The following is a 16,999-nucleotide window of genomic DNA, read 5'->3' as shown; positions in this document are numbered from 1 at the left end:
TATAAAAAAGATGGCCTTTGACAAATGTCAAAAGCCATCTTTTTTATACAGGTAAACTAGCCATAATACTATTATAAAGCCTAAAACAAATATATAAGGTCCCTAATATAAAGATAAACCAAAAAAGAACATGAAATAAAACCAATCCTACTAATGAAAAAGATGTCAGTGTTTGACTAATCTTATAAACGATATAGATGAAATATCCAAGTGTCGAAAGCAGAAAAATCGCAATAATAAAGATTGGATTTTGCACGGCAATTAAAGATAAAGAACCACCTACTAAATAAATAACTGATCCACCTCTAATTTTCGTTAAGTTCTCCCCTGCAACATCTTTTGAAAAAAACAACAGTGAAACCTCTGTTACAGTGTTCGCTATTAGTTTTAATGCAGAAAAAACCATAAAATACAAAAGAGCAAAAAGGATAAACAAAGCCAATTTTATTCCATTATTTGAGAAAAACTCAAGCATTCCATCATAAATGCCAAATGTCTGTAAATAATCAATGACAATCATAACTGTCGAAATGGAAAGAGAAGCACTAAAAAGTAAAATTGTTATAAGTGGGAAATAACTTGTAAAGTATGTGTTTTTCATGGTCAAATTCCTTACTCTATAAAATGATCAGATCTACTTAATTATGAAGTAGAGGAAAGGTTTTGACAAGACTATGTTGGCCTTCATCACAACTCTTGTGGCAGACATACGAAAACAGGATGTATTTATTCTCACATCCTGTTAACGAATGACCACACGAACATATTCCCGTGGGCGAAACTTTTCAAAGACATTCGCTTCCTCTGTTAATTTCTCAATAGGTGTTTCTGTATTTGTTAACCGAATCGCGGAATCGTCAAATGAAACAGCTTCTACATATTCTCTTTTTACTTTTTCGTTCACGTACCAAGCACCGCTGAACAAGCATGAAAATAAGCATCCTGCAACAAAAATCCTTGCTTTGTGCATGGAATCACCTCAAGGTTAGGATGCTCTTTGGACTTTTATAATATACAAGTCAGCAGAAATTTGTTATCATTTTTATGTTCATATGAACCTGAAATGAGCAATTTTTGCTATCATTTCATAGTTGTCCACAATCTGGAACATAATAACTCAGTAAATGTTAAGGATGGATTTTTTCTTTTCTTAAACTGAAAAGCCAGATGAAATAATGAATACTGTAAGGAGGTTAAAAAAATGACGTTATTACATGTGGCCATCTTATCGCCCTTTTTGCTCGCCATCTTGATTCCGTTCCTGTATAAGTTTTTCCGTCAAATACATACAGGCTGGTTCGTGCTGGTTTTACCAGTTATACTCTTCACATACTTTATACAATTTATTGAAGATACCATGCACGGACACACTATCCGCCAAACGATGGAATGGATCCCTTCTCTCGGTATTAACTTTACAGCATACATAGATGGTCTGGGACTATTATTTGCCTTATTAATTTCAGGTATAGGTGCGTTAGTTGTTCTTTATTCAATTTACTATCTTTCAAAAGATAAGGAACAGTTAAACACCTTCTATGTGTATTTGTTATTGTTCATGGGAGCAATGCTTGGGGTTGTCTTATCTGATAACTTAATTGTACTTTACACGTTCTGGGAGATAACTTCTCTTTCTTCTTTCCTACTCATTGGGTATTGGTACAATCGAGAAAAATCCCGTTACGGTGCACAAAAATCGATGATTATCACTATTTTTGGCGGACTACTCATGCTTGGTGGTTTCATCATGCTTTACATCATGACAAACACCTTCAGCATTAGAGACATAATTAGTCAGGTCCCACAAATAACAGATCATACATTATTTGTACCTGCACTCATTCTTGTGCTTTTCGGAGCATTTACAAAGTCAGCTCAGTTCCCGTTCTATATTTGGTTACCAGATGCGATGGAGGCTCCAACGCCTGTCAGTGCCTACCTTCACTCAGCAACAATGGTAAAAGCAGGGATATATCTCGTCGCCCGTTTTAGTCCTGTATTCGCTGGTACACCTGAATGGTTTTGGATTGTGTCATCCTTTGGAATTTTCACGATGTTCTGGGGATCATTTAATGCAGTCAAACAAACCGACCTTAAAGGAATATTAGCATTCTCAACTGTCAGTCAATTAGGTATGATCATGTCAATGTTTGGGATTGGTTCCGCAGCACTTGTACTTGACTCTATCGATAACAGCTACTATACAGTAGCCACATTGGCGGCAATCTTCCATTTAATCAATCATGCTACCTTTAAAGGAAGTTTATTTATGGTTGTCGGTATTATTGATCATGAAACAGGTACACGTGATATACGAAAACTTGGTGGATTAATGAGTCTTATGCCGATAACTTTTACCATTTCGATTATCGGAGCTTTTTCAATGGCTGGCTTACCTCCATTTAACGGATTTTTGAGTAAAGAAATGTTCTTCACAAGTATGATACGAGTACTTGAAATGGATGTATTTAATATTGAAACCATTGGTCTTCTTTTCCCAATTATAGCTTGGGTTGGAAGTGTCTTTACCTTTATTTACAGCATGGTATTAGTTTTTAAAACATTTACAGGGAAATATCAACCGGAAAAACTAGAGAAGAAACCCCATGAAGCACCAATTGGTATGCTTATTTCGCCAATCATTTTAGCTTCACTAGTGATTATTTTCTTCTTCTTCCCTAATATCTTAGCATATACCATTATCGAACCTGCAATGGCGTCGGTTATACCTGCTTTATTAGGAGAAGAGGGACATTTCCATGTTCATATTTATCCTTGGCACGGGTTTACGGTTGAGCTGTTTATGACACTTGGTGTCATTGCTTTAGGTGTCATTGGCTATTTATCTCTTACAAAATGGAGATCCGTATATGGCTTGTTCCCAAAGAAGCTTACGCTTAACAAAGGATATGACGCAGCATTGGTTCAGCTGGATAAATCCTCTTTCCGTCTAACAAGATTTTACATGACAGGATTTATCAGAGATTATCTAGCTTATATTTTTACATTCTTTATTTTAATATTAGGAACTTCCCTTGCTCTAACCGGTGGGTTTTCCTTTTCTTTAGCCGATACAGCACCTGTTGGAATATATGAAGCTGTGCTTGCCATCGTGATGGTAATTGGTACAATTACTGTTTTATTATCTAGGTCACGGTTAACAGCGATCATTGCGTTAGGCTCTGTCGGATATTCATTATCCCTGTTTTTTGTATTATTTAGAGCACCTGACCTTGCATTAACACAACTTTGCGTAGAAACAGTTTCTGTAGCTTTATTCTTGCTTTGCTTTTATCATCTGCCGGAATTTAAGAAGAAAGAAAAGAAACTGAATTTCAAACTAACAAATCTTATTATTTCATTAGGTGTTGGAACAATCGTTACACTTCTTGCATTAGCTGCAAACAGTCAACGTGTAACTGAAACCATTTCAACTTACTTTGTTGAAAATAGCTACAAGCTTGCAGGCGGAAAAAATATGGTTAACGTCATTCTTGTAGATTTTAGAGGCTTCGATACATTATTTGAAATAACCGTATTAGGAATTGCTGCTCTAGGCATTTATGGGATGATTCGCTTAAAAGTCAGAAAGGGGGAAGAAGGGTGAAGAAAAACATTAAAACAAATGATGTGATCTTTCAAACAGCTACAAAAGTTATTGTGTTTATCATCATCCTCTACTCCTTACATCTCTTCTTCTCCGGACACTACACACCGGGTGGAGGTTTTATAGGCGGATTAATGACGGCAGGGGCTTTAGTACTTTTACTGTTGGCATTTGATATCAAGACCGTTGTCAATACGTTACCGCTTGATTATATAAAGTTGACAGCTACCGGGCTGCTCATAGCTGTTCTCACCGGGATTGGGTCATTCTTTTTTAAGGTCCCATTTCTAACTCATACATTCAGCTATGTTGAGTTACCATTTTTGGGTGAAACTGCTTTAGCCACAGCTGTTTTATTTGATCTAGGTGTATATCTTGTTGTTATTGGTGTAACGATGACCATTATTCAAACGATAGGAGAGACGGAATAATGGAAATATTAATGTCTGTTGTTGTCGGTATTTTATTTTCTGCTGCTGTTTATTTAATGTTATCTAAAAGTTTATTACGAATTATCATCGGTACAGGTTTACTTAGTCATGGAGCTCATTTACTCATCTTAACAATGGGCGGTCTGAAAAAAGGAGCTGCACCGTTGCTCGGAGAACATGCAGAAGTCTATGTTGATCCACTTCCACAAGCGTTGATTTTAACTGCAATCGTTATTAGCTTTGGGGTAACTTCATTTTTCCTTGTTCTTGCCTATCGCTCATATCAGGAATTAGGAACAGATGATATGGATCAACTAAGGGGAAATGATCAATATGAATAACTTAATTATTTTACCTATTGTCATCCCATTACTGATGGGGATTATTCTAATCTTTTTCAATAAAAACATTAAAATTCAAAAATGGCTAAGCGCTATTGCATCCTTAGCTAGTGTGATCGTTGCGATTATAGTCGTTCAAACTGTTCATACAAACGGAATTCAAACATTAGAGATTGGAAACTGGGTACCGCCTTATGGGATTGTTCTAGTTGCAGATATGTATGCTAGCTTATTGGTTCTAACTACTGCAATTATTGGCTTCACTTCCCTGTTATTTGCCTTCTCATCAACTACTGCTGAGAGAGAAAAATTTCACTTTTATCCTGGTGTACAGTTCCTTCTACTAGGTGTCACGGGAGCATTTTTAACAGGTGATATATTTAATCTGTTTGTTTTCTTTGAGGTCATGCTGATGTCATCCTATATGTTGATCGTCTTAGGGAGTTCAAAGAATCAACTTAGGGAATCAATAAAATATATTCTTGTGAATGTCATCTCTTCTGCCCTTTTCGTCATTGCTGTAGCTTATCTTTATGCCTTAACAGGAACATTAAATATGGCTGATTTAAGTGTAAGAATTGCGGAAATGGGTCAATCAGGGTTATTAACGGTCATTGCTATTCTTTTCTTAGTAATTTTCGGGCTAAAGGGTGCAATTTTCCCGTTACATTTCTGGCTCCCCGGTTCCTATCAGGCACCGCCTGCTGTTGTAACAGCACTTTTTGGAGCATTACTAACTAAGGTCGGGGTATATTCCATTACCCGTGTTTTTACACTTATTTTCTATCATGAACCGACCTTTACTCATGAGATTCTTGCATGGTTATCCGCATTAACGATTGTTTTTGGAGTGATCGGAGCGATTGCCTATTGGGATATAAAGAAAATTGTGATCTATAATATCATCACTGCTGTGGGAGTTATTCTCTTTGGTGTTGCGGCAAATACACAAAATGCTATTGAAGGATCTGTTTACTACCTTGTTCATGATATGATTATTAAAGGAGCCTTATTCTTCCTGGTAGGAGCTATTGTAGCCATTACAGGTACGAGTAATTTACGCAAGTTTAGTGGTTTAATTGCTAGCCATCCCTTATTAGGCTGGATGTTTTTTATCTCTGCTTTGTCTCTTGCCGGAATACCACCGTTAAGCGGATTTGTAGGAAAACTTAAAATTGTTCAAGGCGGCTTCGAAGCTGGTGAATATACGATTGCTTTTGTTGTTTTACTTTCAAGTTTATTGGTTCTCTATTCTATCATGAAGATTTTCATACATGGTTTCTGGGGAGAACCAAATAAAGAGGCAATTGCACAAACGTCACCAAAAGGGTTACTCATCCCAATTGCAATTCTTTTAGCATTATCTATTGCGTATGGTTTCGGTGTAGAATTCTTATCACCTTATATATCACAGGCTGCCGATACTCTACTTGATCCATCAATCTATATTCAAGCCGTATTGAAGGAGTAGTGCATATGGCATTTCAAATTTTACTTAACGTTTTTCTAGCGTTTATATGGATGTTTCTATCAAATGATTATTCTTCCCTGGCATTTTGTAAGGGATACTTTTTCGGGTTTATCATTATCTTTGCTCTAAGACGTTTTTTTGATCACCGCTTTTATTTTTTAAATATTATAGCGGTCATCAGACTTATTGGTATCTTTCTGATCGAGCTTATTAAATCCAATATCTCGGTGTTAAAAGTCATTCTATCTCCAAAGCTTGAGTTACGTCCGGGTATTTTTGCACTAGAGACAGAATTGAAAAAGGATTGGGAAATTACGATTTTATCCAATCTGATTACGTTAACACCTGGTACACTTGTTCTCGAAGTTTCTGAGGATAATAAGACGTTATATATTCATGCAATGGATATTGACGATGTTGAGCAAGCAAAGCTTGATATTAAAAACACGTTCGAAAAGGCGATTAAGGAGGTGAGCCGTTAATATGTTTAAGATTATCATGACCATTTCACTTATTATCGTGGCATTCTCAACACTGTTATATGTTTATCGATTAGTGAAAGGTCCTTCAACTCCTGATCGCGTTATTGCTTTAGATGCAATCGGAATTAACTTAATTGGTATTACGGCCATTATCTCCATTGTCCTTGACACAAGTGCGTTCGTAGAGGTTATCCTTTTATTGGGGATACTGGCATTTATCGGAACAGTTGCCTTTTCTAAATACTTGGAGAAAGGAGAGATTATCGAGAATGATCGAAATCAGTAAATTCATCGTAGGTTTTCTTATACTCCAAGGAGCGATTTTGAGTTTAGTAGCAGCAATTGGTGTTATAAGACTTCCTGATGTTTATACGCGTAATCACGCAGCATCTAAAAGTGCAACATTAGGAGTTATCAGTATTCTGCTAGGTTTATTTCTCCATTACATTCTCATTGATCATCATGCGAATTCAAGAGTCTTGCTAGGGATTATTTTTGTCTTCGTCACTGCACCTGTTGCAGGTCATTTAATTAGTAGAGCGGCTTACAATACAGGAGTACCTTTATGGAACAAAAGTGTTCAAGATGATTTGGCCAAAGTCCGATCCAAACAAAAAAGTAGATGAGCCATGTGCTCGTCTACTTTTTTTGTTTAACTATGGGAAAGGTTAAATTATTTGTTCCTCTTTAAAATGGCTATTGTACATCTAGAAAGACATATTAGTTGGTTTTCTTCATCAACGATCTTCACTTCCCACACCATTGTCGTTTTACCATGATGTACAGGTTTGCCATAAGCAGTAACAATACCTGATTTCTTTCCACGTATATGATTGGCATTGATTTCAAGGCCAACACAAGCCTCTGCTTCCTGATCTATTAAATGAAAAGCACCAAAACTTGCCACAGTTTCAGCTAAAGCGACAGAAGCCCCTCCGTGTAACAAACCGAATGGTTGATGTGTACGATGATCAACAGGCATTGTTGCAATAACTTCATGGTCTGTCACTGAAACCAACTCAATTCCCAGTGCTTCCATTAATGTTTTCTTCATGTTCAATTCCATTGGAATCCCTACCCCGCATTCAATTTATTTCCTTAGCACATACACCACAAGAGTAAAATATCCACAAATTAAAAGTAATACCGGCCACACTGCCATAATATCCATCATAACCTCCTCTACTAGTAAAGGGTATAATTAAGATCATAAAGGATAAACATCATGGCAATGTTGAGTCTATGTTTAGGTTTTGTAAAATTTTAGAAAAGCAAGACGCTGAGCATAAGGCGAACTGGAATGAAGGAGTTCTTTGCCTTCATTTCCTATTTCCATATATTTTTATCCTTTTTCACAGAATTGAAAATGTAAAAATTAATCGATTACCCCATTGGATTTTGCAATCAATACCGCTTCTGTCCGACTACTAACATTCAATTTGTTAAAAATAGATGTTAAACTGTATTCTATTGATCTTTTACTTAAATGAAGGTTATCAGCAATTTCCTGATTTGTAAGTCCTTTTTCTACTTCTTGAAGAATGGCTTTCTCCCGCTCATTAAACACCTCTTCTATCGCTTCAGAGTGCTCTGCATGAACTTGATTTTGTGACAGCAGCTTTTGGAAGAATTGATAAGGTACAACGATATCTCCCTCTATAGCAAGGCGAATATATGTAAGTAACTTTTGCTTTGATTCTGTTTTACTAATTGCACCATGTATACCTAGTCGAAGTGCCTCTTCAAAATAATCATCAACATCATAACCCGTGTAAAGAATGACTTTACACGTTTCTTTCATATCTAATATTGTTTTAGAAAGCTCCATTCCATTAACTTCACCTAAGTTTAAATCCATTAAAATAACATCAAACGGTGAAAAATCAAGTTTTTCGAAAGCTTCCTCAGTATAAGGCGGATTTAAACAATCCACTTTTACACCTTCCTCGGCTTCCAAGATCGCTTTCGTACCTTCCCTAACCGCTGGATGATCATCCACAACTAATATGTGTATCATAAGAACTCCTTTCAGAAAACCTATTTCCTACATTAAGGCAATTTGGAATAGAAGGTTTTCCCTTCCATTCCAAATTGCCTTATATTCAAGCCTTGTAAAAAGGGACTTGGTAGTTAACCAAGTCCTATTATATTTCAATATCTAATTTTAGACCATTGCCCAGTGAGGTTTCAACAGAAAAAGAGCCCTTAAGAGCCTTAACCCGCTCACTTATACCTGAAAGCCCCATACTCTCTGCTTTATCTTCCAATTCACTAGGCTCAAAGCCAACTCCATTATCCTCGTAATGAAAAACGATTTTATCTTTTATACAAACTAAAATAATGAGAACATTGGTTGCCTGTGAATGCTTATGTGCATTTGTGAGTAACTCCTGGACAATTCGATAAATATTCAACTGTGCATCAATATCTAATGTTATTGTGAAGTTTCCTGTATTTAATCGAATATCAAAGTTCACAATTTCTTGATATTGAGCTACTAATTTATTTAAAGCTTTTACAAGACCTAAATCATAAAGTAACTGAGGACGTAATTCCTGGCAGGTTTCTCTAGTTGTTTTAATAATCCGTGTCATACTACTATTCATGTTTTGCAACTGACTTTTTAATCCTTCGTTATTTGCCTCAGCCAGCGCTAATTCACACTGTCTTTTTAATGAGACTAAGTCTTGTAAAACAGAGTCATGTAAATCCTTCGCTAAGTTAGAACGCTGTTTTTCCTCAATTGAAAATAAAAGCTTTGTTAACCAGCCAGGATTTTCCCCCTCTGTTTCAACCTTTTGCAAATGCTGCATCAACTCATCGATTTTCAAGAAATTTTCCAATGAAACATTCGTATAAAAGGAAAGTGTCTTTAACCATGATATTTCATCGCGAGTTAAAATCGGCGTATTTAATATAGATAAACACACTAACACATAGCTGCGATCATCTGTTACACCTATATTAATAATAAACCCTTTATCCACTTCAATAATCTTACCAATTTCATTAGAAACTTCTTGGATTTCAGAAACATATGCTCCATAATCTGCTTCCTTAGCCTGTGGATCTATTGATCTAATATTCTTAAGCTTATCAACTTCAATAAAATAAGCCTTGCTGACAAGCAACACATCCACAATAACCTGCTTCAGCTCAGAAATAACCTGATCTAAATTACTCGCCTTTCGGATACTTTGAGTATATTTAAAGATACTATCCTGATAATTGTATTTCTCAGAAAATCGCTTAAGCCTAAAACGGAAGTCGAAGATTTCTTTGATGTAGAAGACTAGGATCAGACAGAAAAAGATAGCTACTGAAAGCTGAATTTGATAAAAATCCGGGTTTTTTTCTTTTAGAGTAAGCATAATTCCTACCATTACAAAGGTTGGTATTACCGCTAACAATGAATAATATCTAATTCGTCCAAGTAAGAATTCAATATCATATATTTTAGTGGCTAAAAATTGATATACGAGTGAAAATGGTATAAGTAATAAAAAGGTTGCTAGAAACGTTGGCGGGAAAACATAATCTTGAAATATTATAAATGGTAATACATAGAAAAGTAAAAATGGTGAAAATGCTAATACATTTGTCACGATTAACACTTTCACTATATAGGCCTGCTCCGAATATTTTATTTTTTTCAAACCAACAAATTTCAGTACAAAAGTCATAACTAGCATTATGAAGAAGGAAATTAAATTTATGATTTTATTAGTTTGACTACTGTACCCAATTATATCCTTAACCACTTCAAGTAATAAGTTAATTGTTACAATTATATAACCAAATTTTATATAGTTATGGCTAAATAAATTTTTCCCCAGTTCAATAAAATATTGATATAAGAAATGCAGGTACGTCACAGGTACCAATAAAAATAAACACAAGTTTACATATCTACAAATAATATCACCTTTTGACGATCCTGTTGCGCTAAGATAAGCCACTGCAATAATTAACAAAAACATATTCAATAAATTTGCAGATTTAAGGTTTGCCCTTTTATTTGATTTATAAATATAAAAGCTGCAAAATAAACACAGGGTTAAAACAGTAAAAGGAATAATAATTATAAGCAAACTTTGCGTGCTAAAAATCGTTTCATTTAAAACTGTATACTCTTTAATAACGCCCTCTCTACTAAGGGAGAATGAGTCTACTTTTTCAAGTACATGGTAATCAACTATAGGTTTGTGCTTTAAAGGATTATCTCCGTTAACCTCAACAACTACATCTCCTATACGGATTCCTCTTTTTTCAGCCCAAGAATTAGGTTCTAGATTTGTTACAATAATTTCTTCATTTTCATTTATTATTACATTTGCTCCAACATAGGGATGGTTAATATTCAATGTTATTATATATATAGAAAAGACTACGCTAAGGACAACAAAGAATATAAATGTTTTGTTGAAGTTATTATGCATTACAAACACCCTTCATTAGCTTTATAACCAGTACGTACTAAACATCTTCCCTGCTTCCTTAATTCCTTCAATTAATCCTAAAACATCGTCTAAATCTACACCTAGTAAACTAGCTTCTCCATTTACTACTTTTTCTAATACATCCGGGTTTTCAACTAGAAAGTTTACGATTTCTTGCATAGTGATCTCTCCTTGTTTTTGGGATTTAATTTTATGATCAAATGAGCAATTAAACGCTCACTTTGATTATCATCAATTGGTAATTGCCTGATCATTCGGGTTGCTTTGTTGATCGCAATTTGTTTTATAACGTTTAAGTATTGGGCGACCCCGGCATCGATCAGCTTTTGTTTTAGATTTAACGGGCTGCCAAAGTATTCGTTGATTGGCATGCCACTATTGAAGCCTTCTAAAATTTCTATGGCGTGATCATTGTATTTTTTTTGAAGATATAGATATGCCAGTGATTTCTTTTGTGAAGATACATCATTTTTGAGTGGATTAAATAGATCTCTAAAATCATTATCGATTTGCGCTGCAATACCTATTTGATATGAATACTCTTCTACAGCTGGAGAATTTGTGCCGGCAAGCAGCATGCCACTTACTGAGGCAAGGGCTATTAATGAACCGGACTTGTTTTTCATGACTTCCAAACAGTCTTCCTCAGTCAAAATGGAGTTTTTTAAATCTACATGTTGTCCTTCCATTGCTTGAATAGAAAATTTGATGAATGCTTCTACTATCTGATACTTAAGCGAAGATTGAAGGGATAAAACAGCTAGCTTGCTCAATGTATACAAAGTTGTTGCAGCATTAAGGGCTATTGGTTGTTCAATTTTCATCCAAGGCTCGTCCACATTATCTAAATCCTCGAGATCATCAAGCATATCAAAAGATAAAACGAGAAGCTCTACCGCAGCTGCTAATTGTGTAATTTCCTTATCATTTCCACCAAAAGATTGATAATGAATCAGTGTTAACTGTGCAAATGGAAGATCCTCTTTATTCGTTAAAAAAGAGAGTAAAAGATTCTTTAATTCAGTATTGTTCACACATGAGGTAATGGTATTAATCATTTGTTGTTTCACTACCTTAGATGATAATTCTATTCCACTCACCTCCATATGCTTATATTACTATATACCTGGTATTTTTAATAGAAAAAGAATCTATTATACCTATTATCTAATACATTTTTACCCCAAGGACCAAAATATGTCAATAAAAAAAACTTGGCTATCAGCCAAGTTTCTTAAGATACATTTAAAAATGCATATTTATCATATTTGTCAATACTTTTATTAAGTAGTTCAAGCGACTGTTTTGATTCTTTTAACTCTTTTTCAATTCGAAGTAATAACTCAGTCATTTCATCGATTTTCTTCTGATTCACAGTTTCACACTCCTCATAGATTGGTAACAAAACCAAACCAGTTTAACGTGTTTTCATATATTCATTTTAATTCAAATACGATCTGTTCGCACCGAAAATAATTCGTAAGGCATAATGCGTGATACCGCAACTAAAACGCAATAGTCCAAATTATACATTTTCGACCCTAGTTTTATTGTTCTTTTCACCTGTTTTATGTCATTTTAAATAAACAACATACTATTCGGCATTGTATACCTACTATAAGGGGGTAGAAGGAACGATTCAAAAAAAAGATCCGCACGTTTATTACATGCAGATCTCTACAGATTATTTTTATACAGTTAAAATGTTCGTTTCAAAAATATGATGAGCCTCTTCAATTGCTAAATTCATCAATTCAGCTTTCTTTTCAATAGGTCCATGATACTCTAAGGTGTAATCTTCTATACCTGTCTTTGAAAACAAGCATTCCATTGTTACTTTACAATTGTCCTTTTCCACCGAAAACACCGCAACCATCTTATCGTCAAGTACAAAAAATGTTGGCTGCCTACGCATAGAGTGTTCAAGACCTCCTTATTTAAGTATCAAATTGTTGAGGACATTCAATTTTTGCCATTCTACCAGTACAATTCTACATAAATGATCTTATTCCTTCCTTTTCTTATTCTATAATGAACAAAAGCGCAAGCGCCTTGATCAGCCTCGGGCAAATAAGACGCAAATGAATAGCCAGACGTTCTTTGTCTTCAATTCATTTGTGGCTAGACCCTAGAGGCAGTCAATAACGCGACATCCTGTCGCAATGACTGCACTTGCACGTCCTGTGCTTCGGGGCTAGGCGCTGAAGCTGGATGTCAAAGCGCTTATCCAAAGTTCAAGAATTTTATAATTTCGCTAACCAACAAAAAAATGAGTGCCCGTTAGACTAATTGGCACTCACTTTCATTAATTTTGAAGCCCATTCAATGGCCTTTATATAAAAATGATTGATTTCTTCTTGAGAAATCGGTAAGTCTTTGATATCCCAATCCGCTTTTTCGATTTGAATCGACCAAACTAATACCTTATGTAAATCGTTTTCTTTTCCAAGAAGGGCATCTTGTATATCATCAGATAGTGGCAAATCTTTTAATACCTCTGATATACTTCTGTGCATCAATGTATCAATTAAGGAAAACATGCCTGTTAACATATATGGAGCAGAATGTGAGTTCCCAAGATAATGAGCAATTTGTTCGCACAATTTCCCACGAACCAAAGATAATTTAATAACCTCCTGCATGTCATGATCATCAGGTTTTTTCATACTCTTTAGTGATAATACATAAATCCACTTTTTTAATTCATTTAACCCCAGTAAAACAATCGCCTGCTTAATTGACTCTATTTTATTTACAGGACGAAATGCGGGAGAATTGATTAGTTTTAGCAATTTGTAAGAAATGGAGATATCTTGTTCAATGGAAGTTGCGATCACATCTATATCAGGCTCTGTTTTTGATAGTTCAGCTAATATGTGATAATACGTTTTTAGATATACGGGTACATCATGACTGGAAATAATATTAGGACGACTAAAAAAATAGCCCTGGAAATACGTATAACCAGCATGTTTTGCAAATAAAAAGTCGTCTCTCGTTTCGACCTTTTCAGCCAGGAGCGTAATATTGTGCGGCTGATATTTTCTTACCATTTCTTCTTGAAACTGTTTCGTTGTTTGAAGAAAATCAACTTTAATAATATCAATATACTGTATCAGTTTTGGAAAGTGATCAGATTGCTCTTGTATTAAAAAATCGTCTAAAGCAATTGTATAGCCCAATTCCTTTAATTCTTTACAGGTGTAAATTAAGTCCTCATCTACAGCAACATTTTCTAATATTTCAACCACAATTGAACCTGGATTAAAAAAAGTCGGTACTTTGGACTTTAACAAACTTTCAGTGAAGTTAACAAAACATCTCTTTCCCTCTGACAGGTCATGTAATCCTATATTCAAGAAACTATTAATAATCACTTCTGTAGTCGCTTGATCACCATCAATCTCTGGGAAGACATTTTCATTACTCCCTCTATATAGAAGCTCATAGGCGATAGCTTCTTCTTTTAAGTTAAAAATTGGCTGTCTTGCGACAAAAACTTCCATCATTGATCCCCCATACAACATAACCAATAATTTCTAATTAACTCTATTCTACTACAGATTTTTAAATAGTGAATCATTTATTTATGAATATTTTCTTATCCCCACAACTATTATCCTATATTTTTAAAATGTTCAAGCTCATATTCTCTTATAAAAAACGAAAAAATGTTAATGTCAATTTCAACCATCCAAAAAAAGATAGCCACAGTGGAATACTGAGTAGCGTTGCCCAAAGCATTCCTTTAAAAAAGTTTTCTTCATGCATACCTCTCACACCCTTGAAAAGAGATTATTAGCTATATTTTTTCCATAGAGCTTCAATATAAAACATTCAGAAAACGCTTACATTTTGTTTTTTATTATTATTACTAACAATATTCACCTATTGCCTTTTCAATTCCTTTTATAACTCTTCATCAATTTCCAACATTGTTTTTAACCTTTTGTATGCTCACCCTCAAAATTTACTGGCATATAGTAGTTACATATGATGTAAGGAGTGGAAATCAATGCCTGCGATTGATGGAGAACAATACTTAAACCGTATGAATGAACTGAAGCCAAATGTATGGATAAAAGGTAAAAAAATACATGGCATATTATCTCAACATCCTGCTTATAAGGGAGCTATGCAAGCAAAAGCATCTCTTTATGATTTGCAGCTTTCTCCTGAGCTGGTTTCAAAAATGACGTATTCATCACCTGCTACTTCACAAAGAGTGGGATTATCTTTCTTACAGCCCAAGTCAAAAGAAGATCTAGAGTCTAGAAGATTTATGATAAAGACATGGGCAAAGAAAACAGCTGGACTAATGGGAAGAACACCTGATTACTTAAATACGGTTTTGATGACCTTCGCCGCTTCTGCCTCATTACTTAAAGAACAAGATGAAGAGTTCTCCAAAAATTTGCTGAAGATGTATGAAACAGCTCGCGAAAATGATCTTTCCTTTACCCACAGCTTTATTAACCCGCAAATAAACCGATCACTAAGCTATGAAGAAAATTCTATTCAGCCCATTGCTACTAAGATTATGAAAAAGACGGCAGATGGCTTAATTATTCAGGGAGCAAGAATGTTAGCTACACAGGGAGGCATGACCGATGAAATTTTAATTTTACCGACAGGACAAAGTGATGAATATGCCTTTTGCTTCAGCATTCCAACCGATACAATGGGAGTAAAATTTATTTGCCGTGATTCTTTTATACAAGATGAATCAATCTTTAATCATCCACTTTCTTCTCGTTTTCATGAAATGGATACAATGATTGTGTTTGATAAAGTATTAGTTCCTTGGAACCGTGTCTTTTTATCATCGACAAGACTTGGCTCTTAAGCTCTTTTCAAGAAGCAGCTTCACTCCACATACTCTTCATCAGGTTATTATTAGACAAATAGTCAAATCAGAATTTATCCTTGGTTTAGCACAAAAAATGGTTATGACCTTAAATATCACAGAATACCACCATATCCAGGATAAAATCAGTGAGTTGATTATCGGGTTGGAAACAATGAAGGCTTTACTGGATCGTTCTGAGCTAGAGGCGAAAATCGATGAATGGGGAACAATGGTACCAAATAGTCATTCTTTATTTGTTGCATCTAATTTATTTCCTAAACTGTATCCGCGTATGATGGAGATTATACAGTTGATAGGGGCAGGCGGTTTGGTAGCCATTCCATCTGAAGAGGATTTTGCATCTGATATATCGTCAGACATTAACCGTTATTGTCAGGGATCTGCTTGTGATGCCAAGACAAAATCGAAATTATTTAGACTTGCCTGGGACTTAACGATGAGCAGTTTTGGAACACGTCAAACTCAATATGAACGTTATTTTTTTGGAGATCCTGTTCGATTATCTTCAACACTTTATAATGGATATCCTCGGGAAGAATATATTCGTGAAGTAGAGGAATTTTTAGAGCTAGGAATAGATAAAGAGGCCTTTTGATTTAAGCCTCTTTTTTTGTTATGTTATTACATTTCACTAACCCACTGTTGTACTTTTCTGGCTAGTTCATCTGCTGTCTCTTGTTCCGTACTTTTTGCTAATGAAGTAATTAAACGACTGTACAGCTCGTCCCTTTTTTCTTCATAGGAAATTGTCGTAGACCATTCAATTTCAGGTATTGCGATTAAGCTGTATTCCTCTTTTTTATTTTCATAAATATACACATTTGTAATAGTAATATTGTCGTTCTTCACATTTGCTTTTCTTATTTTCATTCGAATCATCCTTTCAATAATCTATGAAAATATTATAATCGATGTCCAAACGAATTTCAGCTGTCAGGAATTTGCTAGGAACAAAAGCGCTGGAGCTGGCTGTAAGTGCACTCATCCACAATTCAAATGATTCTATAGTTTCCTAAGCGGTAAGAAAGAAGAAGTGCTTATTAAGCATCCTTCACTAGATAAGCACTTCTTTATGAGTTAAAAGTTAAAAATGTTAGTTTGATCTATTACATCACTATCTTCAAAATTTGTAATATTAAAAACATTTTGTGTATCGGTGAAATCCCCCGTATTAGCTACACCAGCGCCTAAGGATGACTTATTTGAGGATTTAGGAGATAAACTAAACGTATCTCCAACCTTAAAAACTGCAGAGCTATTGATACTAGTTAATTCAATGGGACCAACAAAAGCCGGCATTATCTTTTTCCCCTTCCGTTATCTAAATGAATAATGAT

The 16,999-nt window shown here is 35.0% G+C and carries 19 protein-coding genes and 1 pseudogene; 8 read left to right on the top strand and 12 right to left on the bottom strand.

Annotated elements, in window-relative coordinates:
- Nucleotides 1–43: 43 nt before the first annotated feature.
- Nucleotides 44–601, bottom strand: a complete 558-nt coding sequence (locus AC0L8O_RS02700) for a DUF5366 family protein (protein WP_473446495.1) — start codon at nt 599–601, stop codon at nt 44–46.
- A gap of 141 nt (nt 602–742) precedes the next feature.
- Nucleotides 743–970: a hypothetical protein gene (locus tag AC0L8O_RS02695; RefSeq protein WP_473446494.1), complete on the bottom strand. Its 228-nt coding sequence runs from the start codon at nt 968–970 to the stop codon at nt 743–745.
- A 231-nt stretch (nt 971–1,201) separates the two neighbouring features.
- Between AC0L8O_RS02695 and AC0L8O_RS02690 the strand changes: the two genes are divergently transcribed.
- The 7 genes from AC0L8O_RS02690 to mnhG are packed head-to-tail and all read left to right on the top strand — an operon-like array spanning nt 1,202 to nt 6,958.
- Nucleotides 1,202–3,607: a Na+/H+ antiporter subunit A gene (locus AC0L8O_RS02690; protein ID WP_473446493.1), complete on the top strand. Its 2,406-nt coding sequence runs from the start codon at nt 1,202–1,204 to the stop codon at nt 3,605–3,607.
- Nucleotides 3,608–3,615: 8 nt separating this feature from the next.
- Complete coding sequence (locus tag AC0L8O_RS02685; RefSeq protein ID WP_026558989.1) at nt 3,616–4,038, top strand: Na(+)/H(+) antiporter subunit B; 423 nt, start codon at nt 3,616–3,618, stop codon at nt 4,036–4,038.
- Nucleotides 4,038–4,379, top strand: coding sequence for a Na(+)/H(+) antiporter subunit C (locus AC0L8O_RS02680; protein ID WP_078431259.1), 342 nt, complete (start codon nt 4,038–4,040; stop codon nt 4,377–4,379). The genes AC0L8O_RS02685 and AC0L8O_RS02680 overlap by 1 nt, the downstream gene beginning before the upstream one ends.
- Nucleotides 4,372–5,850 carry a Na+/H+ antiporter subunit D gene (locus tag AC0L8O_RS02675; protein ID WP_473446492.1) on the top strand — a complete coding sequence of 493 codons (1,479 nt, stop codon included), beginning with the start codon at nt 4,372–4,374 and terminating at the stop codon, nt 5,848–5,850. Before AC0L8O_RS02680 ends, AC0L8O_RS02675 begins: the two co-directional genes overlap by 8 nt.
- A gap of 5 nt (nt 5,851–5,855) precedes the next feature.
- On the top strand, nt 5,856–6,332 hold the full coding sequence (locus AC0L8O_RS02670) for a Na+/H+ antiporter subunit E (RefSeq protein WP_026558992.1): 477 nt from the start codon (nt 5,856–5,858) through the stop codon (nt 6,330–6,332).
- A 1-nt stretch (nt 6,333) separates the two neighbouring features.
- Nucleotides 6,334–6,618 carry a Na(+)/H(+) antiporter subunit F1 gene (locus tag AC0L8O_RS02665; protein WP_026558993.1) on the top strand — a complete coding sequence of 95 codons (285 nt, stop codon included), beginning with the start codon at nt 6,334–6,336 and terminating at the stop codon, nt 6,616–6,618.
- Nucleotides 6,602–6,958, top strand: coding sequence for a monovalent cation/H(+) antiporter subunit G (gene mnhG / locus AC0L8O_RS02660; protein ID WP_026558994.1), 357 nt, complete (start codon nt 6,602–6,604; stop codon nt 6,956–6,958). The genes AC0L8O_RS02665 and mnhG overlap by 17 nt, the downstream gene beginning before the upstream one ends.
- Before the next feature lie 47 nt (nt 6,959–7,005).
- Here the strand turns inward: mnhG and AC0L8O_RS02655 are convergent, their stop codons facing one another.
- The 8 genes from AC0L8O_RS02655 to AC0L8O_RS02620 all read right to left on the bottom strand — a co-directional run bounded on the left by AC0L8O_RS02655 (nt 7,006) and on the right by AC0L8O_RS02620 (nt 14,301).
- Nucleotides 7,006–7,386 (bottom strand): hotdog fold thioesterase, encoded by a 381-nt coding sequence (locus tag AC0L8O_RS02655; protein WP_473448609.1) that lies wholly within the window; start codon nt 7,384–7,386, stop codon nt 7,006–7,008.
- A 321-nt stretch (nt 7,387–7,707) separates the two neighbouring features.
- Nucleotides 7,708–8,349 carry a response regulator transcription factor gene (locus tag AC0L8O_RS02650; RefSeq protein ID WP_026558996.1) on the bottom strand — a complete coding sequence of 214 codons (642 nt, stop codon included), beginning with the start codon at nt 8,347–8,349 and terminating at the stop codon, nt 7,708–7,710.
- A 127-nt stretch (nt 8,350–8,476) separates the two neighbouring features.
- Entirely contained in the window at nt 8,477–10,771 is a 2,295-nt protein-coding gene (locus AC0L8O_RS02645; RefSeq protein ID WP_473446491.1) for a histidine kinase, read from the bottom strand.
- A gap of 21 nt (nt 10,772–10,792) precedes the next feature.
- Complete coding sequence (comX, locus tag AC0L8O_RS02640) at nt 10,793–10,951, bottom strand: competence pheromone ComX (RefSeq protein WP_473446490.1); 159 nt, start codon at nt 10,949–10,951, stop codon at nt 10,793–10,795.
- Complete coding sequence (locus AC0L8O_RS02635) at nt 10,936–11,892, bottom strand: polyprenyl synthetase family protein (RefSeq protein WP_473446489.1); 957 nt, start codon at nt 11,890–11,892, stop codon at nt 10,936–10,938. Before AC0L8O_RS02635 ends, comX begins: the two co-directional genes overlap by 16 nt.
- Before the next feature lie 134 nt (nt 11,893–12,026).
- Nucleotides 12,027–12,167, bottom strand: a complete 141-nt coding sequence (locus tag AC0L8O_RS02630) for a DegQ family regulator (RefSeq protein ID WP_026558999.1) — start codon at nt 12,165–12,167, stop codon at nt 12,027–12,029.
- A 315-nt stretch (nt 12,168–12,482) separates the two neighbouring features.
- Nucleotides 12,483–12,707 carry a hypothetical protein gene (locus tag AC0L8O_RS02625; RefSeq protein WP_368657602.1) on the bottom strand — a complete coding sequence of 75 codons (225 nt, stop codon included), beginning with the start codon at nt 12,705–12,707 and terminating at the stop codon, nt 12,483–12,485.
- Between the two features lie 370 nt (nt 12,708–13,077).
- Nucleotides 13,078–14,301 carry an EAL and HDOD domain-containing protein gene (locus AC0L8O_RS02620; protein ID WP_473446487.1) on the bottom strand — a complete coding sequence of 408 codons (1,224 nt, stop codon included), beginning with the start codon at nt 14,299–14,301 and terminating at the stop codon, nt 13,078–13,080.
- Nucleotides 14,302–14,807: 506 nt separating this feature from the next.
- On the opposite strand from AC0L8O_RS02620, the pseudogene hpaB reads away from it, so the two are divergent.
- Nucleotides 14,808–16,257: pseudogene (hpaB, locus tag AC0L8O_RS02615) on the top strand (4-hydroxyphenylacetate 3-monooxygenase, oxygenase component).
- A 26-nt stretch (nt 16,258–16,283) separates the two neighbouring features.
- Here hpaB and AC0L8O_RS02610 read toward each other — a convergent pair.
- Nucleotides 16,284–16,532: a YueH family protein gene (locus AC0L8O_RS02610; RefSeq protein WP_026559003.1), complete on the bottom strand. Its 249-nt coding sequence runs from the start codon at nt 16,530–16,532 to the stop codon at nt 16,284–16,286.
- 207 nt (nt 16,533–16,739) lie between these two features.
- Complete coding sequence (locus tag AC0L8O_RS02605; RefSeq protein ID WP_473446485.1) at nt 16,740–16,961, bottom strand: spore germination protein; 222 nt, start codon at nt 16,959–16,961, stop codon at nt 16,740–16,742.
- Between the last annotated feature and the right edge of the window lie 38 nt (nt 16,962–16,999).

The organism is Metabacillus sp. KJ11-3, assembly GCF_055808295.1.
This window is presented reverse-complemented; position numbering and strand designations above follow the sequence as displayed.